This window comes from Orientia chuto str. Dubai (assembly GCF_000964595.1).
GTDB lineage: Bacteria > Pseudomonadota > Alphaproteobacteria > Rickettsiales > Rickettsiaceae > Orientia > Orientia mediorientalis.
This window is the reverse complement of record NZ_LANP01000005.1, coordinates 15,301-40,256: the sequence shown is the minus strand read 5'-3', so window position 1 is coordinate 40,256 and position 24,956 is coordinate 15,301. Positions and strand designations below refer to the sequence as shown.

General features: G+C 27.9%; 23 protein-coding genes, 1 tRNA gene and 1 pseudogene. 10 read left to right on the top strand and 15 right to left on the bottom strand.

The features are described 5' to 3' along the window. Window positions 1–19: 19 nt before the first annotated feature. The 5 genes from atpH to OCHUTO_RS01260 all read right to left on the bottom strand — a co-directional run bounded on the left by atpH (window position 20) and on the right by OCHUTO_RS01260 (window position 3,634). Window positions 20–568, bottom strand: a complete 549-nt coding sequence (gene atpH / locus OCHUTO_RS01275; RefSeq protein ID WP_045797070.1) for an ATP synthase F1 subunit delta — start codon at window positions 566–568, stop codon at window positions 20–22. Between the two features lie 80 nt (window positions 569–648). Next, window positions 649–1,095: a dUTP diphosphatase gene (gene dut / locus OCHUTO_RS01270; RefSeq protein ID WP_045797061.1), complete on the bottom strand. Its 447-nt coding sequence runs from the start codon at window positions 1,093–1,095 to the stop codon at window positions 649–651. A 900-nt stretch (window positions 1,096–1,995) separates the two neighbouring features. Beyond that, window positions 1,996–2,151 carry a hypothetical protein gene (locus OCHUTO_RS05720; RefSeq protein ID WP_156961263.1) on the bottom strand — a complete coding sequence of 52 codons (156 nt, stop codon included), beginning with the start codon at window positions 2,149–2,151 and terminating at the stop codon, window positions 1,996–1,998. Continuing rightward, window positions 2,125–2,201 (bottom strand) — tRNA-Val (locus tag OCHUTO_RS01265). The genes OCHUTO_RS05720 and OCHUTO_RS01265 overlap by 27 nt, the downstream gene beginning before the upstream one ends. After that, window positions 2,201–3,634, bottom strand: coding sequence for an amino acid permease (locus tag OCHUTO_RS01260; protein ID WP_045797060.1), 1,434 nt, complete (start codon window positions 3,632–3,634; stop codon window positions 2,201–2,203). The genes OCHUTO_RS01265 and OCHUTO_RS01260 overlap by 1 nt, the downstream gene beginning before the upstream one ends. 133 nt (window positions 3,635–3,767) lie before the next feature. Here OCHUTO_RS01260 and OCHUTO_RS01255 point away from each other — a divergent pair, with 133 nt between their 5' ends. From OCHUTO_RS01255 to OCHUTO_RS01240, 4 genes are all read left to right on the top strand, one after another. Then, on the top strand, window positions 3,768–4,292 hold the full coding sequence (locus tag OCHUTO_RS01255) for a VUT family protein (RefSeq protein WP_045797059.1): 525 nt from the start codon (window positions 3,768–3,770) through the stop codon (window positions 4,290–4,292). A gap of 97 nt (window positions 4,293–4,389) precedes the next feature. Then, window positions 4,390–5,043: a septal ring lytic transglycosylase RlpA family protein gene (locus OCHUTO_RS01250; RefSeq protein WP_045797058.1), complete on the top strand. Its 654-nt coding sequence runs from the start codon at window positions 4,390–4,392 to the stop codon at window positions 5,041–5,043. Window positions 5,044–5,396: 353 nt separating this feature from the next. Next, window positions 5,397–6,431, top strand: a complete 1,035-nt coding sequence (locus OCHUTO_RS01245) for a tRNA (adenosine(37)-N6)-dimethylallyltransferase (RefSeq protein ID WP_045797057.1) — start codon at window positions 5,397–5,399, stop codon at window positions 6,429–6,431. Between the two features lie 25 nt (window positions 6,432–6,456). After that, window positions 6,457–7,161: a ComF family protein gene (locus OCHUTO_RS01240; protein ID WP_232296915.1), complete on the top strand. Its 705-nt coding sequence runs from the start codon at window positions 6,457–6,459 to the stop codon at window positions 7,159–7,161. 697 nt (window positions 7,162–7,858) lie between these two features. Here the strand turns inward: OCHUTO_RS01240 and OCHUTO_RS05715 are convergent. Together OCHUTO_RS05715 and OCHUTO_RS01235 are read right to left on the bottom strand one after the other, a co-directional pair. Beyond that, window positions 7,859–8,188, bottom strand: a pseudogene (locus tag OCHUTO_RS05715) (DNA adenine methylase); the annotation flags it as partial. 181 nt (window positions 8,189–8,369) lie between these two features. Then, window positions 8,370–9,536, bottom strand: coding sequence for a hypothetical protein (locus OCHUTO_RS01235; protein WP_156961262.1), 1,167 nt, complete (start codon window positions 9,534–9,536; stop codon window positions 8,370–8,372). On the opposite strand from OCHUTO_RS01235, the gene OCHUTO_RS01230 reads away from it, so the two are divergent. After that, window positions 9,514–10,689, top strand: a complete 1,176-nt coding sequence (locus OCHUTO_RS01230; protein ID WP_156961261.1) for a hypothetical protein — start codon at window positions 9,514–9,516, stop codon at window positions 10,687–10,689. The genes OCHUTO_RS01235 and OCHUTO_RS01230 overlap by 23 nt on opposite strands. On the opposite strand, the gene OCHUTO_RS01225 is transcribed toward OCHUTO_RS01230, so the two are convergent. The 6 genes from OCHUTO_RS01225 to OCHUTO_RS01200 form a co-directional block, all read right to left on the bottom strand. Next, window positions 10,673–11,128, bottom strand: coding sequence for a hypothetical protein (locus OCHUTO_RS01225; RefSeq protein WP_045797053.1), 456 nt, complete (start codon window positions 11,126–11,128; stop codon window positions 10,673–10,675). The genes OCHUTO_RS01230 and OCHUTO_RS01225 overlap by 17 nt on opposite strands. 2,083 nt (window positions 11,129–13,211) lie before the next feature. Next, entirely contained in the window at window positions 13,212–13,724 is a 513-nt protein-coding gene (locus tag OCHUTO_RS01220) for a pyrimidine dimer DNA glycosylase/endonuclease V (RefSeq protein ID WP_045797052.1), read from the bottom strand. Continuing rightward, complete coding sequence (gene hemW, locus OCHUTO_RS01215; protein ID WP_045797051.1) at window positions 13,721–14,923, bottom strand: radical SAM family heme chaperone HemW; 1,203 nt, start codon at window positions 14,921–14,923, stop codon at window positions 13,721–13,723. The genes OCHUTO_RS01220 and hemW overlap by 4 nt, the downstream gene beginning before the upstream one ends. Window positions 14,924–14,936: 13 nt before the next feature. Then, window positions 14,937–15,518: an MlaC/ttg2D family ABC transporter substrate-binding protein gene (locus OCHUTO_RS01210; protein ID WP_232296914.1), complete on the bottom strand. Its 582-nt coding sequence runs from the start codon at window positions 15,516–15,518 to the stop codon at window positions 14,937–14,939. A 5-nt stretch (window positions 15,519–15,523) separates the two neighbouring features. Next, window positions 15,524–16,366, bottom strand: coding sequence for an MlaA family lipoprotein (locus tag OCHUTO_RS01205; protein ID WP_232296913.1), 843 nt, complete (start codon window positions 16,364–16,366; stop codon window positions 15,524–15,526). A gap of 66 nt (window positions 16,367–16,432) precedes the next feature. Continuing rightward, on the bottom strand, window positions 16,433–17,407 hold the full coding sequence (locus OCHUTO_RS01200) for a methyltransferase domain-containing protein (RefSeq protein WP_232296912.1): 975 nt from the start codon (window positions 17,405–17,407) through the stop codon (window positions 16,433–16,435). A gap of 171 nt (window positions 17,408–17,578) precedes the next feature. On the opposite strand from OCHUTO_RS01200, the gene OCHUTO_RS01195 reads away from it, so the two are divergent. Then, window positions 17,579–18,781, top strand: coding sequence for a pyridoxal phosphate-dependent aminotransferase (locus OCHUTO_RS01195; protein ID WP_045797048.1), 1,203 nt, complete (start codon window positions 17,579–17,581; stop codon window positions 18,779–18,781). Window positions 18,782–18,784: 3 nt separating this feature from the next. Here the strand turns inward: OCHUTO_RS01195 and tatA are convergent, their stop codons facing one another. Together tatA and hemB are read right to left on the bottom strand one after the other, a co-directional pair. Beyond that, complete coding sequence (gene tatA / locus OCHUTO_RS01190; RefSeq protein WP_045797047.1) at window positions 18,785–18,952, bottom strand: twin-arginine translocase TatA; 168 nt, start codon at window positions 18,950–18,952, stop codon at window positions 18,785–18,787. A gap of 154 nt (window positions 18,953–19,106) precedes the next feature. Continuing rightward, window positions 19,107–20,114 (bottom strand): porphobilinogen synthase, encoded by a 1,008-nt coding sequence (gene hemB, locus OCHUTO_RS01185; RefSeq protein WP_045797046.1) that lies wholly within the window; start codon window positions 20,112–20,114, stop codon window positions 19,107–19,109. A gap of 209 nt (window positions 20,115–20,323) precedes the next feature. Between hemB and tolQ the strand changes: the two genes are divergently transcribed. From tolQ to OCHUTO_RS01165, 4 genes are all read left to right on the top strand, one after another. Then, a complete protein-coding gene (gene tolQ / locus OCHUTO_RS01180) occupies window positions 20,324–21,013 on the top strand; it encodes a protein TolQ (protein ID WP_045797045.1) in 690 nt (229 codons plus the stop codon). Between the two features lie 6 nt (window positions 21,014–21,019). Beyond that, entirely contained in the window at window positions 21,020–21,478 is a 459-nt protein-coding gene (gene tolR / locus OCHUTO_RS01175; protein WP_045797044.1) for a protein TolR, read from the top strand. Beyond that, complete coding sequence (locus OCHUTO_RS01170) at window positions 21,465–22,349, top strand: hypothetical protein (protein ID WP_045797043.1); 885 nt, start codon at window positions 21,465–21,467, stop codon at window positions 22,347–22,349. Before tolR ends, OCHUTO_RS01170 begins: the two co-directional genes overlap by 14 nt. A gap of 952 nt (window positions 22,350–23,301) precedes the next feature. Then, window positions 23,302–24,855: an Npt1/Npt2 family nucleotide transporter gene (locus tag OCHUTO_RS01165; protein WP_045797042.1), complete on the top strand. Its 1,554-nt coding sequence runs from the start codon at window positions 23,302–23,304 to the stop codon at window positions 24,853–24,855. Window positions 24,856–24,956 lie beyond the last annotated feature (101 nt).

Genomic DNA, 24,956 nt, shown 5'->3' with positions numbered 1-24,956 from the left:
TAAAAATAATTCTTTTTTTTTATATTATTTGATAGTTTGACTTGATTCTGGATTTTATCCTGTTTATGGCTCCAAGTATAGAAAAATCATATTCATAATTGTCGTATCTTAATATTACTCCTCCTGTAATTGACTTATCTACTATATTAGATAAAACAAATTTCCTCTTTAGCTTACGCTCAAATATAGTTTTAGCGTCGTTGATTGCAGATCTAGACCATTTAACAGCAGTAATAAGATATCCTAAAGTTATACCTTCGTAGTTTCTAACCTGGGCATTAAATTCTATAATTATACTTGACAAATAGTCAAGCCTGTTTTTATTCTGAAGAAGCTTTAGGAGTAGATGAGTTAAAGAATTAAATTGATATATACTGGATATAAAGTCTATTAGATTAGTTTGCCTCAAAGAAATGAGTTGCAAAGAAATGTTGTGCTTTTCCAAAATTTGATTAAATTTATTTAATGACTTTAAGTCTTGCTTGACTTTGCTTATAATACTAAGCTTCATTGCTTTTTCAAATAAAATTTTTGCATAAAGTACAGCAACATTATTTATCTTATGCATTTTAGAATTCCTAGATAAACTACCTAAACTTTTAAATATTGTGTTATTAAATCTTCCAACTAAAGTTTCTAAATATAGTTTTATTTCCATCCACTAGAACCAAATCCTTTCTCCCCTCTTTCTGTTTCATCTAAATCATCTACTAATTTCCAACTAATAACTTCATATTTAGTTATTATCATTTGAGCGATTCGCATAGCTGGAGTTACTTGAAACTCATTTTGTCCTAGGTTGATCATAATAACCTTTACTTCTCCACGATAATCTGAATCAATAGTACCTGGTGAATTTAACACTATTACACTAAACTTACTAGCAAGGCCAGATCTAGAACGAACCTGCGCCTCATACCCATGAGGTAACGAAATAGCAATACCAGTAGGAATAATGGCAGTTTCATGAGGCTTAATTATTATAGAATTAGCTATTGCAGCATATAAATCCATACCTGCACTACCACTTGTAGAATAAGTAGGTAGAAATGATAACTCTTTAAATTTATAAACTTGCTTTATTTTAACTTTCATTTATTCCTTATACCATTACCTTGCTTTTTAGTCAATAAGCTTTGCGAAGGCTTATTGAGATTATATGCTTAAATTTAACATAAAGAATTTTAAATCAATTTTTCATATAAACATCAGTTTTGAATTAGAAATGATTAGGTAGATGGCTTGGTAAGTAGTAATAATCAATCGATTAATAGTGTATTTAAATAACATTAGAACTACTAAAATAGACTATTCACAGATTCTAACAATAGTATTATTATTATATATCATCAATCTTTCTTTTCCTTGCGGCAACTTTAAATATTTTTATATGAGCTATTTACAATTATACAAATCTGATCTTAATATACCTTTATAATACTGTTTTACTGCACTCAAAGCCAAAAAACTATTAAATATTTTTTACTTAATAACGGCTTGTAATCTTAATAAAGTTGCTAGCTTAGCATATATACTCTACAATTAATTGCTACCTGTTATTTAAAGCAGTTTTTAGAAATAAAGTATTTTGGTGATAAAGGCTATTAAAATTAATCACTGGTATAAAAAAATATGGGAAATAGATTCTTGCTTTTTTTTTGCAATGCATTCCGTTCACATAACTTCCACATTAGTTTTAATTCTCTAAAAATTAATAAGCACACTATTAACTTATACTTGTAACTCATAGTTAGTATTTTAGTACTATTTTGTTAGTTTTTATTAAAGTTTTTCACATTGATTATAGTTAGTGCTCTCTATTCTATGGAATAAAAATTCCAATATAATTATAACAAGATATTATTATAGCTATTATTTTTACAGTTATACAACTATTCTTGCAATAGCTCCGTCTTGAATTGTGTAAAATATTTCATAATATGCCTGCTATAACAAAAGTTTTTTAATAAATTTATTTAAATTATATTTTGAAAATTAACTAAGCAACATATTGTTTGATGAGCACTTTGGAGAGTCATTAGCAAAAAATTTTTTTCTAAGATCACTGGTTGTTGTATAATTAGAATTGCTAGTTAAAACTGCTAGTACAATAACAATGTCTCTTGGTGGGCGATAGAGGATTTGAACCACTGACCCTTACGACGTCAACGTAATGCTCTAACCAACTGAGCTAATCGCCCTATTTATTTAATTCATTGTTTTGACTCTGACAAACTGATGTTTGACAATTTTGTTTTATATAATAGAAGATAAAATATAATACTAATACTATCAGTATCCAAACAATAATTATTCTTCCAGTATCAAGCAAATTACCATGTTCATCAAGAATTTGCTTAAACAATAGATAAATACAAGATACTACTGATACTGGAGCAATAACAAATACAGCAGGACACTTAAATGTTCTAACAGCATCAGGCATTTTAATTCTAAGCAGCATTACTATTATAGATACTACTATGTAATCAATAAGGGCGCCCATGCTTGATAATTGTGCTATTGTTTGATAAGGAAAAAAACCCCCAATTAGTGCTACTACTAGAGAGAAAAACAAAATAGCAACATATGGACTATCATATTTAGGATGCACTTTTTGAAATATCCCTGGTAATAAGCCATCTCTAGCAATTGCAAAGAATATTCTTGACTGCCCATAAATATTTAACATTAAAACTGTAGTCATACCACTAACTGCTCCTACAGCAACTATAGCTGAACCAATAGTACTACCATTAAGCTTTAAAGCATAAGCTAAAGGTTGAGCATTGTCAAGCTGATCAAATGGAGCTATACCAGTTAGCAATCCAGCAATAATAACATAAACTATTGTTGAAATTACTAGCGAACCTATAATTCCAACTGTTAAATCTTTTGTAGGATTTTTACACTCCTCAGCAGCTGTAGCTAACACACTAAACCCAGTAAATGCAAAAAACAGAATTGATGCCCCAACTAAAGTGCTATTTAGTTTAAAAGGCATAAAATTGTCCCAATTCTTTGATTGAAAATGCGGAGCTGAAACTATTATAAAAATTCCTACTGATAAAAGTTTTATAATAACTAAGATTACATTTAATCTCTTGCTATCACGGGTTCCTAAATATAAAACAAAGCTAACAAAGGCAACTATCAATACTGCAGGTAAATTTATAATCCCACCTTCAAATGGAGTTGTTGCATAAGTTTTAGGTATAATTATTCCTCCTGCTTCTAATATACCTTGAGTATATGCTGACCAACTAGCTGCAACTGTAGCGGCTCCAAATGTTAATTCTAGAATTATTACACTACCCATTATCCAAGCAAAGATTTCACCAAGTGCTACATAAGAATAAGTATAAATGCTACCAGATGTAGGAATCATAACTGCAAGCTCAGTATATGCTAGCGCTACTAACATACAAACAATTCCAGCTATAATATAAGATATTGTTACTGCAGGGCCAGAATGTTGAGCAGCTACCATACCAGTCAGAGAAAATACTCCAGTACCGATAATAGCGCCAAGACCTAACAATACTAGATCAAATGCATTAAAGCTTTTTTTGAAATTATTGCTATTATTTTTAGATTTAGTTAAATCAAAGTACTTTTTTCTAAATATACTCATACAAACCATGCCCTATAAGAATAAGCTATAATATAAGTATAACTATTCTATATTGCAAGAATATAATTTTTGAGGTATATCTAATGATAACAATGACAATGAAATTGTTATCAACAATTTTTTGGAGAAAATTATGTTGCCACAAATTTTACCAGTAGGATTATTTACTTGTATCTTAGGATTGAATATTACCAATAAGCTGATAATTTGCTCGTTCTTATTTGTATTGTCAGTCTTGATAACTAATCTTATAGCAAAATATCATACAGCTAACACGATTGGTATCGTTGCCCTGTGTGTGCTAGGAAATGTTGCATTGAATTGGTATAACATTAATATTCTATTTTTAGGGTCTTATTTAGCAATTATTACGTCCTTGTTTTGTAGCACATATATATTCAATATTCTGCATAGAAAGTTTGCATTGTCGTTTTTAGTTAGTAACTTTATTAGTGCTACTATAGCGGCACCAATTGATAGCGCAATTGTTTCTACTGCTTTGTTGAATAGGTTTTCAGTTAATAAGGTTTTAGAAATATTACTTAAAGATTGGCTTTTTAAGCTAGCATATGCATCATTAATAACTTTTTGTATATACGTAATGCTATATTTGATACAAACTTTAAGAAAAATAAACACTATTAACAAATTTAGTTAGTAAGGTGTTTATTAAAACATTTACTAGAATATATTTAGTATTTTTTTAATTCTTTCATAATAGAAATTAAAGTTATAGTCTTATCAAAAAAGCAAATATGCGACTTTTTGTTTTGATTATTGTAAGTATATTACTATGTATTACTTTTTCTACAAACACTACAGCCCAAAATAATTCAACTATACGAATTAATAAGGTCAAATTACCAATAATGTCTGAGGGGCATTATAAGGTAGGTAAACCTTATAAAAAAAATGGAAAAGTATATATTCCTAAGCGAGTTTCAAAAAATTTTCAGCAGGTTGGTTATGCATCTTGGTATAATTGCAAGAGCGGAAATTGTAAAACTGCAAATTCTGATACTTTTAATTCGCTTTATTTGACAGCAGCTCATCAGATATTACCTATGCCAAGTATAATAAGAGTAACTAATCTGCAAAATAATCGCACTTTAATTCTAATGGTAAATGATCGTGGTCCATTTGCGAAACATAGAATTTTAGATGTATCAAGTTACAGTGCAGAATTATTAGGATTTAAACGTCAAGGTGTAACAAAGGTTAAAATTGAACTTATGCATTCTGAAACTCAAAAACTACTAAATATGGTTTTATTTAACACGCCAAAAAGAATAATGGCTAAAAATAGCCTACATAGTACTAATTATTATATAAAATCACTAAACATAAAATATCGAACTTCATACTTTACACAACAGGCAACTGTAAAAAAAAAAGAAAATTTTATATAAATAACTTTGCACTAAATATATAAACTTTATAGTAAAATAACTTACACATATACCATAAGTAGTGGCTTGAACTTGTGATTGTTTTTCTTATTATAATAATTATTATTTCCCCTTTATGACCTCAATTTTGGATTAGGACAAATTAGATATAGAATTTTAGAGAGGTAAATTGTGAATAAAATAGTTTACAAAGGATAAAAAGATATTTTAATACAAGATTAAAAAAATTATCAAAATTTTCAACATTTTAGAATATTGAAAACCATCTATTATTTTAAACTGAAAAAATTTCTGAATGTATTATACTAAATCTTGAATTAGAATTTTACAGTACTAAATCTACATAATCAATAATGACAGATATATTTATAGTTACTGGTCCTACAGCAAGTGGCAAATCTGAGCTAGCGATGTTATTAGCTTATAAATTTAATGGAGTTATTATTAATGCTGATTCAATGCAAATATATAAGGAAATTCCAATAATTACAGCTTCTCCTACTATTATAGAAAAACAGCAGATTGATCACTATTTATATAATTACATATCAATTTTCTCTTCCAAGGCAGTTGAATATTTTTTCAACAATAATAGTTCTAAAGTTATAAATTCTAATTGTAATGAATACCTACAAAAAACTGTAATTAAAAGCTTAACAAACAGGAAATATTCAGTAGCACAGTATGTACAAGAAGCTTGTCAAGCTATCAGAAGTGTCATAAATGTACTTAAAAAAAAAATAATAATTGTTGGTGGCAGTGGAATGTATATTAAGGCGCTGGTTTATGGTATTCATTATATTCCTGAGATAACCTGTGAGATTCGTGATCAAGTACAAAATCTTTATCAAAAATTAAGTAAACAAGAATTTTATCAAAAATTGGTAGATTTAGATCCTATTTCCAAATTCTATATTAGCTCAAATGATTCTCAACGAATGATTAGAGCCTATGAAGTTATGTTACAAACTAATAGATCAATTTTTAGTTACTATAATTCTAAGCTAGTTTCTCCACTTAAAGAATTCAATGTAAAGAAGTTAATACTATTACCAGATAGACAACTTTTATATCAGAATTGTAATCAAAGATTTTCTAAGCTAGCCACTAAAGGAGAATTGATAGAAGAAATAGCTAAAATAAAACCTTATTATGACTACATTAGCATTTCAGCTAAAAAAGCACTAGGTATTAATGAGATAATATCATATCTTAATGGTAAACTAACTATTGATGAAGCTATAACTATAGCTCAGCAGAAAATTAGACAATATGCTAAAAGGCAATTGACTTGGTTTAGAAATCAATCCATTAATGGACATGTATTACATTATGTAAGTATGGATGAGTTTCATAAAATTCAATTAAATAATGCTCTTTTTAATTAGATATTGGTCAAAAATAATTACCTATTTGTTAATAATACTATTGGATTATTTTTTTCCAAAAAAGTGCTTAACATGCTTACATCTTATTCAGAGTTCTCTACCAGCTGGATTATGTTCAACTTGCTGGAACAAAATTAACTTTGTTACTTTACCATTTTGTCAAAAATGCGGCAAAACCCTACCTTATGATTACGGTGGTAGTATAATCTGTCTTAAATGTTATTATATTGAACCTAATTATAAATTAGCAAGAGCGTTATTGATTTTTGACAAGAATAGCAAATTTTTTATTCATGCTTTCAAGTATTATAATAAGCCTTTAATTGCAATGATGATAGCACAATTACTGTATATACGCTATCAAAGCGATATTTTAACTGCAGATTACATAATACCAGTACCTATACATAGATTTAAACTTTTATTACGTGGTTATAATCAAGCACAGGTTTTAGGTAAATATTTATCTAATGTTGCTAATTTACCTATGAAATCTAACGTATTGATCAAATATAAATGGACTAAATCTCAGACTAAATTAGCCAAAAAAGATCGTATTAAAAATATTAATGGAAGTTTTAAAATTAATAACCCAGAAATTATAAAAAACAAAAAAATAATATTGCTAGATGATGTTGTTACAACTGGAACAACAGTTAATTTATGCAGCAAAATTTTAAAAAGTGCTGGAGCAAGAAGTATATTTGTACTTTGTATTGCATACACTTAGTACTTAACGGTAAGATAAGGGTTTGAGGTACAAACTTCTCTAGATCTATTAGTTTTATTTATATCTTAATATTGCCTATAGAAAAACTGGTCTTGTAAGGCAGATAGAATCAGTATGAAGATAAAAATATGTTTTGCATAAGAATGATTATGCTCCCTATATTTGACCTTTTGATAACAATTTTAGAATAATTTATAAAAATATTCTAAAACTACCTGCTATAGCTGTATTTTTGGAGGCAAAAAGTGCAGCATATAGTACGCAATATTTTAACCAATAGTTGTAATTTTACTAAAAATAACAGTGCCAATAATGACATAATTTTTTACCAGCAGAGTGGAAGGATCTGATTGGAGATAATAGAAAAGCTTTAAGCAAAACCTCTAAACAACTCCTATCATTCATAGTATTTAGACTGCAGCGCTATTATAACAACAATATAGAGGAATTACAGGAGAGTTATAAGCTTTTTTTTGAGGATAAGTTAAATGTTCGTCAACGCAGGGTTAGGTAATGCCTAGTAAAATTAAGAGACGCTGGTTTTATTGAGGTTGAAAATAGGACAACAATTAAAAATAATCTTAAATGGCGTAATACTCCGTGTATAAAACTTATTAAAAATTTTCAGAGTATAGTAAAAAAGGCAAAGAAGAAGCCTTACCAGCAAAAAATTTTTGCTTCAACGCGAAAGAATTTTCAGGGACATAAATTTTGCCGTTATATCTAGGGTCATTACTATAATAATTTATTCTATAGTAATAATTTTCTGAATGGGTTTCGTGATATAGATTCAGTAATCTATTAACCTCTTCTGGATTCTTTTTTTACAGCGTGATAGCTGGTAATTAAATCAAGATTAATATCAGACAAAAAACATTTTTTAAAAAGATGCTTAACTTGAAAAGCACCTCCACCAGGTTTAATTATAGTATGAGCCTGAAGTAAGATGCTCTAATAATGTATTAATAATTCTCCTTTTACTACCAACCCAATGCAGGAAAAGCTTATTAGCAGTTGCTACTGACACAATTTTTACTTATAAATATCTCTGCTACAGATTATAGCAGAAAATAAGCATTAATACCAGTAATAATAACTGTTACAGAGCTTTTTTTATATGTGTTTTTAATGTGTTATTTACAACTTTTTATTGCATAGCTTACTCTTGCCTAAAATACTAAATTAAATCTATACAATAAATGTAAGATTTAATCATACATATTATTAACACCTATGATTTCTGGATCTTCTAATGTATTACTTGATAAGTTATCATAATTACAATGATGTTTCTGCCCGTAAAAATCTTCTGACTGATCTAACTTTCTTTTTACTCCACTACCTTTGTGAATATCATCTAATAGTTGCGATATATTAGGATCATCAAATATCTCTTTGTGATCACGGAATATTATGGTCGTCTGCTGCAAATCGTTGTTGATTATTGGTATATTATGATTAGCAGATTCTGCTACATTATTCACCATTGCTATCTGATTATAATATTCATGTTGTATAGCATTTTCATGACTAACTTGGGCTACTTGCAGCTCTTGAATGCTGTCATCATGGTAGCCTTCGTTTGCTTCAGTAAAGCAAGGTTGGTTGTTAACAACATTTGTATCTAGCGCAGCATATATTATGTTAGTTTGACTACTAGTGCTTTCCTCGATAGCAGTATCATAATCATCTTTATTATTAACACCTATGGTTTCTGGATCTTCTAATGTATTACTTGATAAGTTATCATAATTACAATGATGTTTCTGCACATGAAAATCTTCTGACTGATCTAATTTTCTTTTTACTCCACTATCTTTGTAAATATCGTCTAATAGTTGCGATATATCAGGATCATTAGATATCTCTTTGTGATCACGGAATATTATGGTCGTCTGCAAATCGTTGCTGATTATTGGTATATTATGATTAGCAGATTCTGCTACATTATTCACCATTGCTATCTGATTATAATATTCATTACTAACAATTTCACTTGATGTAGTTAAATTATCATAGTTATAATCTTGCTGATCTAACTGTTCTTCATATTGTATAGCATTTTCATGACTAACTTGGGCTACTTGCAGCTCTTGAATGCTGTCATTATGGTAACCTTCGTTTGCTTCAGTAAAGCAAGGTTGGTTGTTAACAACATCTGTATCTGGTGCAGCATATATTACATATATTATGTTAGTTTGACTACTAGTGCTTTCCTCGATAGCAGTATCATAATCATCTTTTAGTATACAAGGGTTTTGCTTTAATAATTTTTCCAAAGCCTTTGGAATATATTTTCCTTCACTACGTAATTTATCGAGGACATCAGGATGTAACGTTCTTAATATTTCTTTGTTAGCATCTATTGCTTTCAATAATTCTTCAAAAGCCTTTGGGGCATTTTTTCCTGCACCATTTAATATACTGGCGATATTAGAAAATTTTATTCCTGATGTTTCTAATATTTCTTTGTTAGCATCTATTGCTTTCAATAATTCTTCAAAAGCCTTTGGGGCATTTTTTCCTGCACCATTTAATATACTGGCGATATTAGAAAATTTTATTCCTGATGTTTCTAATATTTCTTTGTTAGCATCTATTGCTTTTAATAATTCTTCAAAAGCCTTCGGGGCATTATTTCCTGCACCATTTAATATACTGGCGATATTAGAAAATTTTATTCCTGATGTTTCTAATATTTCTTTGTTAGCATCTATTGCTTTTAATAATTCTTCAAAAGCCTTTGGGGCATTTTTTCCTGCACCATGTAATATATTGGAGATATTAGAAAATTTTATTCCTGATGTTTCTAATATTTTTTTGTTAGCATCTATTGCTTTTAATAATTCTTCAAAAGCCTTCGGGGCATTATTTCCTGCACCATTTAATATACCTGAGATATTAGAAAATGGTATTTTTAATTTTTCTAATATTTTTTTGTTAGCATCTATTGCTTTTAATAATTCTTCAAAAACCTTCGGGGTATTTTTTCCTATCTTATGTAATATACCTGAGATATTAGAAAATGGTATTTTTAATTTTTCTAATATTTTTTTGTTAGCATCTATTGCTTTTAATAATTCTTCAAAAGCCTTTGGGGCATTATTTATTGCACCAGCTAATATACCTGAGATATTAGAAAATGGTATTTTTAATTTTTCTAATATTTTTTTGTTAGCATCTATTGCTTTTAATAATTCTTCAAAAGCCTTTGGGGCATTTTTTCCTGCACCATGTAATATACTGGCGATATTAGAAAATGGTATTTTTAATTTTTCTAATATTTTTTTGTTAGCATCTATTGCTTTTAATAATTCTTCAAAAGCCTTTGGGGCATTTTTTCCTATCTTATGTAATATACCTGAGATATTAGAAAATGGTATTTTTAATTTTTCTAATATTTTTTTGTTAGCATCTATTGCTTTTAATAATTCTTCAAAAGCCTTTGGGGCATCTTTTCTTGCACCACCTAATATACCTGAGATACTAGAAAATGGTATTTTTAATTTTTCTAATATTTTTTTGTAGCATCTATTGCCTTTAATAATTCTCCCAAAGCCTTTGGAGCATTATTTCCTGTACCACTTAATATACAGGAGATATTAGAAAATTTTATCCCTAATGTTTTTAATGTTTCTAATTTTTCTACGTTGAGCAATAATTGTTGCAGTACTACTTGCAAAGTAACTAATTTATCATGATTAATATTTTGAAGTAATATTATGCTACGAATACTACTAACCTGAATTTTAACTGGTTCAATTAGTTCATTAAATTTTGTTAAGTTGTCTGGATTTTTAAAGTAATCAAACACATAATCAAAATTATCTTCTGAGTAATTGAACTTCTCAAACATGCTACGGAAAAAACTTGTAGCTTTTGGACAAGATTTAAAGTCAGATTTTTTATCACAATATCTGTCAAAAGAGCTAACAGTTTGTTGTTTTGTTTTAGTATGTGGATTCATATTACAGACTATTTATTAGTTTAAGATAATAGCCCCATTAAACCACTCGCTGATACTCATTTTCTAAATAAACAATAAAAATTAATATAGTATATCTCGATTCAGAGTCAAGTTAATTTCTTAATAAAATGAAACTATTTTTAATTATATTTTAAAATTTGTTAAGTATTTTGTTCGATAATGTTTAGATAACTTATTTTGTACTTTTCTGCAAAGTAGACTATCCTAATAGTCAATCTAACTACCTTTATAAATGCGATAATTTCGCATCAGTGTTTAATATTATGCAAAATTTTAATATTACAAGAAAGCATGTACTGATAAAATTATTGCTGTATACCTGATGTTATCTGAGATTTAGGGTTAGATAATGTTCTCTAGAGATTAAAAACTTAATATGAAAAACGAAAAGTATCAAAAAAATGTACAATTATTACTTCAATATTTAGTAGAATGAGACTTTCCAAAGCTTACAAAACAAATACTAAAATTAAGTGTAATACCAGACAAAATACTACAACTCACAATTCATGATAATGGAACAAGTGTAGAAGAAAAAATAAATAGTACCTTAAGGATTAGAATCAAGATAACGCACTGGGATTAGGACTAACCTTTGTTAAGCTAATCCTTCAAGAAATAAAAGGAGAAATTACATACAATAAGCCTACAGAGATCATATCCTAGTGAAAAAGGTTGAAAGTCATATTCAATCTAAAGAAGAAGGGAAGTTAATTTTTGTTAACTTTCGCACTTTATAGAACCTACTATTAACTTGTGTTAACTTTTATTAATTTTTCAATATTCAACCTTAACTGTAATTAAATTTGCAAAATTTGTCAATATTACAAAAAAATTAATGCAAAAGGTCGAATATAAGGAGAATACAAATTTAGGAAATTTAGCGCTAATTTTTAATTCAGAAGTTAAACTAATGATTAAGAAACGCATACAACCTAAGGGTAAATCAAGCGTTTTTCAATTCAGATGTATTATGAATGAATTAATATAAAAAAATTGCTATAAAACAAGCATAATTATTTGATCAGTTATTAACCACAGTATTTATTAATAATATCAATTATATAGTAATTTCAATAGCATTAAAGTTTACAAATAGATTACTAAGTAGACTCCGAATGAAAACACAGTTTATAGAGATCAAAAGAGGACTTGTTCTGAATTTAAAATTAGCGCTAAATTTCCTAAATTTTTATTCTCCTTATATTCGACCTTTTGCATTAATTTTTTTATAATATTGACAAATTTTGCAAATTTAATTACAGTTAAGGCTGAATATTGAAAAATTAATAAAAATTAACACAAGTTAATAGTAGGTTCTATAAAGTGTAAAAGTTAATGAAAGTTAACTTTTCTTCTTCTTTATATTGAATATGACTTTCAACCTTTTTCATTAGACAATGTTATATATTTAAAGAGTACCTGTGAAGAAATATATAACATCCTTGTTTTGAGAAATAATTTCGCCAACATTAACAACAAATGGATTAATAATTCCAAAATAGATCTTTTGAAAAGATAGCAAATGCTAGATGAGTTATGATAGTAGTATCCTTCCTATGATATTAGGACAAACCTGATTAAAGCATAAGTTAACAAGTTTATAATGCAGAATAACATATGGCAAGCTGATAAATAGCGTAGTAGTATAAGTTAAATCATAAGCTCAATTACTCTACTTCTACGTTGATAAGTAAGTAGGACCATGATCACAAAACATCAAAGCATTAAAGGAGTAGTTTAATCAAGCTCAGCGTATAACTATTGATAATCCAACTCACTCTTGTAAATGTTATTACAACGCAAAGATTATAGAGAAAATCATGGAAAAAGATTAGAAATCTATAGTTTCTTAGTAAAACACATGCTAAGTGTATTATAAATAAATTAGCACAAACACACATTGCTATAAAAAAAAGCATAGATCATCTGTTTAACTAAGTGTAATATTGAGCTGTATATATTTATAGATCATAAGTTTAATCTTTAGATTGAAAATCAGTGCAAAATCTTCCAAATTTTTATTCTCCATGAAGCTATTTAAAAGCTATCGATAATCAAGCTATATTGTAATCCAATTTGGTGCTTTTCTACATTTTTCCCATCTAGCAAATCTTAATTTTTCATGTAAGTAATATTCTCTATAAGCACTTACAGCATCACTACACTTGTAGTGTTCTGGTAATGCTTGTACAAAATCCTGTATTTCATCTATTTGAAAAATTAATACATCCTTATTACTATCACACCAATCTATTACAGTTTCTGATTTATGTTTTTTTTTATATCGATAAGTATATTCTTTACACAAAGCCCGACCATGCTTCCTTAACCAATTAAAATTTCCTCGTGAGCTCCTAGCCCATATAGAACAAGGATGATTACAATGAGTAAGCTTATATGGTACTATAATATCACAATTTGTAGTGCTAACTAAGGAATTAGAATTGCTTAATGCTACTAAAAATACACTACATAATAGCTGAGCAGTTTCTAATGGCATTTTTACTATGTGCTTATCACAAAGCATTTCTGCTGCAATTTGTGAATCCTTATGTAAGACAAAAATATTCATTTATCTGGAATTATTTTATTAACTATATAGTTATACACCATCATTGCCTTGCTTGTTAGTTTTATGATATTATTATTCATAATAATATAGCCAGTATCTTGTAACTGTTGAATGTATTCCATGTTTAGCGCTTGTTGAAAATTATACTCAGTTAATTCTAATAGTCTATCTTGTGATATACCTGTAGATAGACGTAGACCCATTATTATGACTTCCTGAATAACTTCTTTATTAGTTAGACTATATAAATCTTTAATGCCATTACCATGAGGTATTAGAACAGAATCTAACCATTTTTGAGGATTATACTGCATAGTAATGGCTTTAACTGATTTTTTTCTAGTTTTCTGATCATAATAAACAATACGACTATGTGCCCCTGGTCCTATTCCTAAATAGCTGCCATAATTCCAATAATTTATATTATGATAACATTCAGCCCCAATTTTACTATAATTTGAAATTTCATAGCGATAATAACCAAGATTTTTCAAATAATAGTTAGTATAATTATAAAGATTAGCTGCCACTTTATCATTAGGTAACAAAAATTTACCTTTAAGATAATCACTAAAAAACCTAGTTCCTTTTTCAACAGTTAATTGATAAAGTGAAATATGATCACCAGCAATTAGCATTGCTTCTTGTAATTCTTCTTTCCATGCTTCAATATCTTGCCCAGCCATAGCATAAATTAAATCAAATGAAAATTTAGGAAATATTGTTCTCGCTAAAATAGCAGCTTGTTTTGCCGATTCTACATCATGAGTCCGACCAAGAAATTGTAAGTTATTAAACCTCAAAGATTGTATACCAAGAGATACCCTATTTATACCAGCTAACCTAAATAATTTAAACTTTGTAGCCTCAACAGATGTTGGATTAGCTTCAAGAGTAACTTCAATTGTCTTGCTGAATTTAGCTAAACTAGAAAGTAAATTAAGGATACTAGATACTAACTGTGGATCCATTAATGATGGAGTTCCTCCACCAAAAAATACAGACTTAATTGTTTTACCAGCTAGTAAAGTTTCAAAATATTTAATTGACTTATGAAAAGCTAGTTGCCAATTATTAAAATTAACTTTGGTAGTAGCAACATGTGAGTTAAAATCACAATAAGGGCATTTTGATAAACAAAAAGGCCAATGAATATAAATAGATATATCTTTATCAGCTAAATTATCAGGAAAAACCAAAATATTACTTAATTTATGAACTCTTATCTTTTAGATTATTAATTAAATAATTAAACCCTTTATCTCTAATCACATTCGTGATTTCAATAGCATGAGTAGTAATTAAGCTTATTCCTTCAATTATTATATTGACGATTTTATATTCCTGATCTAATTTTTTCACTAAAAAATCAATCTTAAGTACTTGATTATTCTGCTGTATAATTTCAGTTCTTACTATATAGCCCAGAGAGCCACTAGCAGATACTGTTCTAATATTAATAGCAATGGCATTGTAATTTGCAAGCATTTTACTACAATATGTTAATATGTAATTCTCACATACTTTATTAAATTCCTCTATTTGAACGCTAGATAGTTTAACCTTATTTCTGCCTAATATTGAACTTACCATTGAATTAAGATCAAAGTTTCTTTCTAATAACAATCTTAATTTTATGCTTTTATCTTTTTGTTGAAAGGATTGATCTTTTATTATAGACATTGTTTCTTGCATTACACTATCAACATATTCTTTTACATCCTGTGAAGCATAAGCAGATAAACTATTAAATATGAAAAATAAGAAAATAATAATGTTTCTTTTTAATGGCATAGTGATCATCTTTTTAGTAAATTTATATTAGCTCGACATTTTTGAAAATAATATGATTTTTTGTATGAATCATTTCTATATATAGAATAAGGATCTATCGAGTTTTTCATGATAAATTCAGCATTACCAAATAATTTAGCTCTTTGATGTATTTTGTCGATTATCTTAATTCCTGTAGCAAATTTCTTATTAAAGAAAATGTTCATATTAATTAATTTTTCAGCATGGATTTTATCAAAAAAATACTGTAATGGACTTAGCTGTGCAAAAGCTATATTACTGACATCTCTAAAATTCATACCTCCAAAAATTGGCAAAATAATATATGGTCCAGATTTAATACCATATCTAGCTAATGTACTGCTAAAATCTAACGGTTGAGCTTGTAAATCAAATTCTGCTGCAATATTATGTAAACCTCCAACACCTAAAATTGTGTTTACTATAAATTGCCACAAGCTCACGATAGAATTCTTAAAATTTAATTGTAAAATACTGTTTATGAATGTAAATGGTACAACGCTATTACCAACAAGACTTTCTACCGCATTTTTCATATCCTGAGGAGCTGCTTTATTATAGGCATTAGATATTGGCCTTAAAATAAGGTAATCAAGAATTAAATTAAAGTAAAAGATTTTTCTATTAATTCTCTCAAAAGGATCAAAAGCTCTTAAACAGGTATCTTCATCAATATCTAAGTAAATGTTACCTGAATCTAAGTAAGAATCTTCTTTAGTTTTATCAATGTTCTCTATATTATCGCTATTTTGAACTAGTAAAACATCAGCTTTTACCATTAAAATAGTTGCACAAGTAATTATTACAGCAGATATAATACGCATCATTTATTTTTATTAGATGACTACATTTAGAGAACTACATATTAATATAATTAATTTACTCTTAAATACCTAATTTTTTTTAAGTATCAAAATACTATAAGATAAATTTTGATCTGGGATTTTTATCTCTCTTGCCCTTACTAAATTAAACTGACCATGCTCATTTATGTTCTGCAGAGTTTTTTCTACATCGCATATATTATAAGAGAACCATAAATATTGTAAATCAAAAGTCGTTTTACTTCTGTTGGAAGGCAATACTATGCCAAGATATCCACCTGGTGACAAAACTTTGTAAAATTTTGTTATTATTGACTGAAGATCAACGCTGTAGGAAATACTAGCAAAAATAATGATAATATTAAACTGATCTTTTTCGCATTTTTTTTCTACAAAATCTTGTGGCCATAATGATATAACTTGATCATAGATATGATTATGTGCATTTGCAACTTCACTTAATCTATTATGGCACTCTACCCCTATAAGGGTAAACTTTTGAGCAATTTTTTCAGAGAGAATATATCCAATAATTCCATTTCCACAACCATAATCTAGTATTTTACAGTCTTGTGGCAACTCTTCTACTACCTCCAATAAAGTATTAACAAATTCTTGTGCAAGATTGACATTTTTTCCAATAAACCTTGAACTATAATATTCAAAAGTAATATTTTTATATATACTCCAGATTTGCTTTGGTACAGAATTTAACATTTGATGATTTTCTAAAACTGTTTGTAACTCAGCTGTATCTTGTTGTTTTACTAGCTTTGCATATTGTAATGATTTTGTATAGTTACCTTTAATTAAATATGTAAAGGATAACCAATAGTTTGCTTGATCTGTTTCTTTCTTTAGCAACATCAACACTATTTTAAAGCGTATAATGGCCTCGTTGTAATTACCATTACGAAGATGATATATACCTAAGTCGATATTAGCAGCACCTAAATTTTTTAATTTCATTTTTACTTCCCAAATATGCTGTTTAGCTAAAGTAGCTATTTGGCTTATATAAGTTGGGGATGAAATAATAAACAAGAAAACTTCCTTAAATTTATTAAGACTATTTATAAAAATATTTCTTATTCTTTGAACAACTGACATAATTATATTGATTTGAATTAATTATATACTTAATATAATATTATGCTTTGTAGCAATGTAATTTAATAATCTACAGCTTTAAATATCATTATATGTAGTTAATTTATGTCACTTATTACTCATAGAATCAATCACATAAAAAGTTCTCCAACCATGATGGTTGCTCAAAAAGCAGCTGAACTTAAGCAGCAAGGTAAAAATATAATTTCCTTAAGTGTAGGTGAGCTAGATTTTGATACTCCAAGTAATATTAAAATTCGTGCTATTGATGCTATAAATCGCGGTATGACAAAATATACTAATGTTGATGGCATGCCAGAATTAAAACAAGCAGTTAAAACAAAATTCAAAACTGAAAATAATCTTGATTATCAACTAGACGAGATCATAGTTAGTTCTGGAGCTAAACAAGTTATTTATAATGCTCTATTAGCTACTTTAGCCGAAGGGGATGAGGTTATTATTCCAATGCCATATTGGGTTTCATATCCTTATATTGTATCGTTAACTGGGGCTACTAGTAAGTTTATTAATTGTTATGAAAGTACTAATTTTAAAGTTACTCCAACTCAACTTAATAATGCTATTACTGATAAAACTAAGTGGTTATTACTAAATTCGCCTAATAATCCTACTGGTGCAGTATATACTCTCAAAGAGTTAAAATTATTATCTGAAGTACTTAGTTTACATAAAAATATATATATAATGTGTGATGATATTTATGAACATATTATGTTTGATAATAATAAATTTCATGCTTTAGCAGCAGTAGCTCCAAACCTAAAGGAAAGAATATTTATTGTTAATGGAGTTTCCAAGGCATATGCAATGACAGGATGGCGTATTGGTTATGGAGCTGGCAATAAGAACATTATAAAAGCAATGATTAAAATTCAGTCACATAGTACTTCTAATCCTTGTTCTATTAGTCAAGTTGCAGCAATTGAGGCATTGACAGGCAACAAAAATCACATTCAAGAAAACATAGCAGTTTTACAAAAAAAACGAGATTTTGCGTTTAATATCCTCAATAATATCATGGGACTTAGGTGCTACAAGCCAGCAGGAACTTTTTATCTATTTGTTTCTTGTCAAGAACTGTTGCATAAAATTACTCCTACTGGACAAAAAATAAACACAAGTAATGATTTTGCTTGTTATTTACTTGAGTATGCAGAAGTATCAGTAGTACCAGGAGAGGCTTTTGGTATAAATGGATATTTTAGATTATCTTATGCAGTAAGCACAACAGATCTAAATATTGCATGCTTACAAATCAAAGAAGCTTGTGAAAAGCTAATATAATTATTAGCTTTCTTCATCATCTTTTTTTTTCTTATTATCGTTGTCTAAGCTATCCTTAAATGCTTTTATTCCTTTGCCTAAATCAGACATTACTTGAGGCAAACGCCCTGCTCCAAAAAGCACTAAAATGATCAATAATATAATAAGAAGCTGCGCAGAACTAATACCCATTACATTTTATTTTAATTTTTAACATTAATTTATATTAAAACATAAATAATATCATTGCAATATTAAACCTGTATAAACTGTTAATTATGTCTAAATTATTGCGCTACTTAATTTATTATAAAAAACACATGATAATTTTAGCTAAACATATTTTTTAATGATTGGTAGCTAAAAACTTGGCTATTTCAAGAGCTGCATAAGTAAAAATTGCTGTTGCTCCTGCTCTTTTTATACATTGTACTGACTCTAACATCGCATGATCAAAATTCATACAACCATTAAGTGCTGCATGTTTTATCATAGAATATTCACCACTAGTTTGATAAGCAAAAACTGGAATATTAAAGTTATTTCTAACACTATAAACTATATCTAAGTATGTCATAGCTGGCTTAACCATTACCATATCTGCCCCCTCTTGAATGCTAATTTCTACTGCTTTATGTGCTTCCTTAGCATTACGATAATCCATTTGATAAGTTTTTTTTGAAATTGAATTAAAAGATAATCTAGATCCAACTGCATCCCTAAATGGCCCATAAAAATTTGATGCATATTTAACAGCATAAGACAAAATAATAGTATTAAGATACCCTTTATCATTTAAAGAACTACGTATTGCCTTAACTCTACCATCCATCATATCAGATGGAGCAATTATGTCAGCTCCAGCATCAGCTAATTCCAAAGACTGTTTACATAATACTACTAAAGTCCTATCATTATCTACATCCGAGCAATTATCTGTTAATAATCCATCATGGCCATGTATAGTGTAAGGATCCAATGCAACATCAGCAATAATTCCAATTTCGCTAAAATTATCCTTTAATAATCTAATAGTGTTACAAATAAGATTATTAGTATTATAAGCCTCTTCTGCATTATTACATTTTTTTTCTATAGAGACTCTAGGAAACAATGCAACAGCTTTTATACCATAATTCATAGCCTCTTGAACTTGCTTTAATGCTAAATCAGATGAAAGTATTTTAACACTTGGCATGGTGTTAATTGTTATTTCCTGATTTATACCTTCAGTAATAAAAATTGGTAAAATTAAATCCGAAGACAAAATGTTAGTCTCTGCAACTAAATCTCTTAGCCATTCATGTTGTCGGTTACGTCTTAATCTTACAAATTTGCAACTTGAATAATTCATTACAAATATCTTTTTTAGTAATTAATTGATCATTAAACATTAAAAGTAATTAAGTTTAGATTTTTGAACAGTTTTTATTAGAAAAATTAATTTCACAATTATATTTAACAAAATCTTTATTGCATGCTGAAAATACTTTAAGTATACTTAATAGTAATTCTTGTCTCAATTACAAAGATAAAAATAATGTTTGAATTTAAGTAATTTTAATGCTAACACATTCTCCTATAACTTCTCAAACTTCTATTATTTCAGCTTTTTTATCAGCAGATATAATCTGTAAAATAGTTATGATTACATTGATCATAGCATCAATTTGGACCTGGGCTATAGTTTTTTATAAATACTACCATTTTAGTAGTATAAAAAAAGAAATAAATATGTTTAATCAACTATTACAATCTAATCAACAAATAGATGAACTATATAGTAGAGTTAGCAAAAATAGTGATAATTACATATCATCAATGTTCGTAACAGTGTTACATGAATGTAAACACGAGCATAACGTTACTTCAGATAGTCACAACAATTTGAAAGATAGAATTTTACATATAATAGAGCTAACAAAAAATAAAATATCACAACAGCTAGAAACTTACTTAATCATTCTTGCAACAATTAGTTCCACAGCACCGTTTATAGGATTATTAGGAACCGTATGGGGCATTATGCATAGCTTTCAATCAATTGCAGCTACAAAAAATACTAGCATAGTAGTTGTAGCACCTGGAATAGCTGAAGCATTACTAGCTACTGCAATTGGATTATTTGCAGCTATTCCAGCTGGAATATTTTATAATCTATTAACTCATAAATTATCTTTAATAGAAGGGCAACTAGAGAATTTTATTAGAAAATTTTATACTGTATTATGTAAAACTATAGATAAAAAATAATAAATCATGGATAGCAAATCAATAAATGCTATTAATAATATTTTTTTTAAGAAGCACTCTAGGAAAGTATTAATTAGCAATATAAATGTTACACCTTTAGTTGATGTAATGTTGGTATTATTAATTATATTTATGGTTACATCTCCAATGCTTACTCTTGGTGTTAACATTAATTTACCTAAAGCTAGTTCAAGCCAACCACTATCAGAACAAAGCGAACCTTTAACTATTAGCATTGATAAAAACAATAATATATATATATTCAAAACTAAAATTAGTAGAACTCAATTAATCAATAAACTTGAAGCCCTAACTAGAACTAAGGATAAATTTAACACTAGAATTTTTATCAAGGCAGATAAAGATTTACCATATGGGGAAATAGTAAATCTTCTTGCAGAAATTACTAGTGCTAGATTTACAAAAGTAGCTTTAATTACAGATAATTATAATGAAACTAAGTAATCGCTTTTATGTTTTCTTACTTATATCATTTAGTTGCCATCTGATATTAAGTTATGTAGTTATACTTTTTGCCTCACAACAACATAAACCTAATAATAAAATAATTAATCTAGAACTAGTTCAAATTAATAAAGTATCTAATAAAACAACAAGCAATAATAAAGCCAATAAAACTACTTTTCAGGTAAAAAAAAACAATCTTTACAAAACTAATATAAAACAACCTAATATTAGAAGTAATTCCACTAATGATTCAACCGTTGTTTCAAAAAAAAATACTAATTCTCTACCAACTGTGACTCCTAAAGTTGAAGAGCAAACTTTAAAAAATAATCTGATTAAGCAAGATTCAAATACTGTATCCACAATTCCTTCACCTGTAATTAATAATGTTACAGACACAAAAAGTAGTTCTACTGAACCTAAGTCTAGTGTTACCACTACTACTAATATAAAGCACTCAATTACGCAAGAAAATAATACAAACTATAATCTGTCTTCAACTAAAACCAAAATAACTACACAGCAACACATAGCTAAAAATATTACTAATAAGCAGAATGCTAGTAACATTGACAGTACAAACTATACAGATGCAATAAAGTATCAAATTCAAGCGCATTGGAACCATACAATAGGGTTTATTCCTGGTATCAGCACAGTATTAATGATAAACATAGCATTAGATGGTAACATTGAAAAGATCACAGATATTAGCTGTAATTGCCCAGATAATAACACTACAGTTTGCAATTTATTCGTTCAAAATATCAAACGAGCAATCTGGGCAGCAAGTCCATTTCAGGAGTTACCAAAGGAAGAATATAATACATGGCAACAGCTTGTTTTGGAATTTAGTCCAGAAGGTTGAGTGTTATTTTATTTTTTGTTAAATCAGTTTAACCTCAGTTTTGAATTAAGATTAAGATTTTGAATTAATAAAAGGTTTAGTAAGCTTAAGACAATAAATAACTAATAAAGATATAGGCTTGAAAGCATTCCATACTGAACAGTATCTTGTATATTTGAGCTCAAAATAACATTTTGATACACTAAATACAGTTTCAATAATTGCACATTTACGTAGTAAATTTTTTTCAACTACATGCAAGAGTTTATTTTCTCATATTTTTCTTTACACCGGTTACTAACTATAATTCTGCATCACAAAGATTAGAAAACAATTCTTGTTTTAATAGACGTACTATCAAATAACAAATTAGTAATATGCTTCGTAAATTCAGGAACCTAAACTCTATCATCTATATCTCCTTTAGTTAATTTAAGGCATTGCATTTTCCCTCATTTATTAAATTAACAAATGTAATTTTAAGCCAATATTTCCTAGCTTTATTAAGAGCTGCAATATTACCCAATACTTTATTTTAAAGATCTTTTAATAATAGACAGCAATTGATGTGGAGTATATGCATAGTAACTAAGTAGCTTTACTAAGATAACATACCATTCAAGTAATATTTAAATATTTTTATCATAATAAATTTTCTTCCTTTGATAAATTTGTATTTCTTATCATTTGTAAAACATTTGTAAAACTCTTTGTATTCATAATGTATCTATCTAATCCCTCTCCCCAATACTTCCTAATTCAAAACTGAGTTTTATAATGATATTTCCAGCAAATTATTCCCAACTTTTTTTCTACTCTTGATGTTAAAGCATTATATATAACTTTATATCGTACCTAAGATACATATCTATAATTTTAATTAATATTAAATTTAGTAATTTATCACAATTAACTTGAATAAATAAATCCATATGATAATAATTTCTGAGATTAATTCTTGAAACTACAAAGAATGAAACTTTATCATTGCTTATTGTACTATATTCCTTCATTAGCTAACATTAGTCGCTCTATTTCTTTGAACTTTAGTAAAATATTTAACCATATATGGCCAGTGCACCGATGTGAGTTACCAAGGTTTTTACTAATGACTGCTCTAATGTTTTGTATACTTTTAATTCAAAATCTAATTAGAGCTCTAAAAGATAGCATAGTAATTACTATGATTGGTACTGAAACTACTTCTTTTTTAAAAATCTGGGGCGTACTACCAGCTGCATGTTTAATGACAATAGTTTATATTAAATTAGTAAATGTCGTTAAAAACGAAAAAGTATTCTATATAATATTGTTAGCATTTTTAATATTTTTTTTTGCTTTTGGTTTTGTTATTTTTCCAAATTATCAATATTTACATTTGAACGATCAAAGTATAAAAAAATTGATCTTCCAATTTCCAAATTTTCGCTGGATTATCTTAATGTTAGCAAAGTGGAGCTTCTCACTTTTTTATATTATCGCTGAATTATGGCCTAATGCTGTTTTTTCACTATTATACTGGCAATTTGTTAATATGGTAACTACAGTTGAACAGTCTAGAAGATTTTACGTACTATTTAGCTTATTTGGCCAAACTGGGTTATATATCTCCGGCACACTAATATCATTTTTGCCATCTTTAAGCAATTACTTTATTAATAACTATGATTTACAATGCAGCAAAACTACTATTTATATTCAAATCATAATGGGAATAGTTTTACTATTAGGTGGTATATCTATGGTTATTTTTGCAATATTAAACGCTTATATAATTAAAATTGATGATATAAATTTTAAGGTTAAGTCTAATAAAATGTCGATATTTGATGGTATAAAAATAGCTCTTGAATCACGTTATATTAGGCTTGTAATTACTCTACTAATATGTTATGGTGTAGCAATTAACCTAGTTGAAGCACCTTGGAAATATAAAGCAGGCACTTTATATCATACCCCAGAAGAATATAATGCTTTTGTTGGTTCTTACTTAAGTTATACCGGAATTTGTACAATATTATTTGTTTTAGTTGGATCAAATATTGTGCGATATTGTGGTTGGAAAACAGCAGCAATGATTACTCCTATTATGTTATCCTTAACAGGTATAGTATTTTTTATAGCCTCAAGCTTTGATACTTCATTTTCATCATTCTTTGAGTTACTCTGGCCTACAATCGATCCACTGAACATAGCAATTACTACTGGAGTAACATTAAATATTTTAACAAAATCTAGTAAATATACTTTCTTTGACTCAACTAAAGAAATGGCATATGTTCCACTTAATAATGAATTAAAAAGTAAGGGAAAAGCTACAGCTGATGTAATGGGAGTAAAACTTGGTAAATCTGCAAGTGCATTAGTTCAATCTTTAATTTTTATGCTCATCCCTACTGCTACTTATCAGTCTATAACTCCTTATTTAATGCTGATATTTATTGTAATATGTATAGTATGGATGTTAGTAATTAGAGAACTCAATAAAGAATATTTAAAACTCACTAATAGCACTTATGAAATGTAATGTTTATTTGACATTAAATTTATAGCCTAGCAACATTATAAAATAATATACATTTTACAATGTTGTTTTTATTTCTATGGTGTAAAAGTAAATTTATTCCT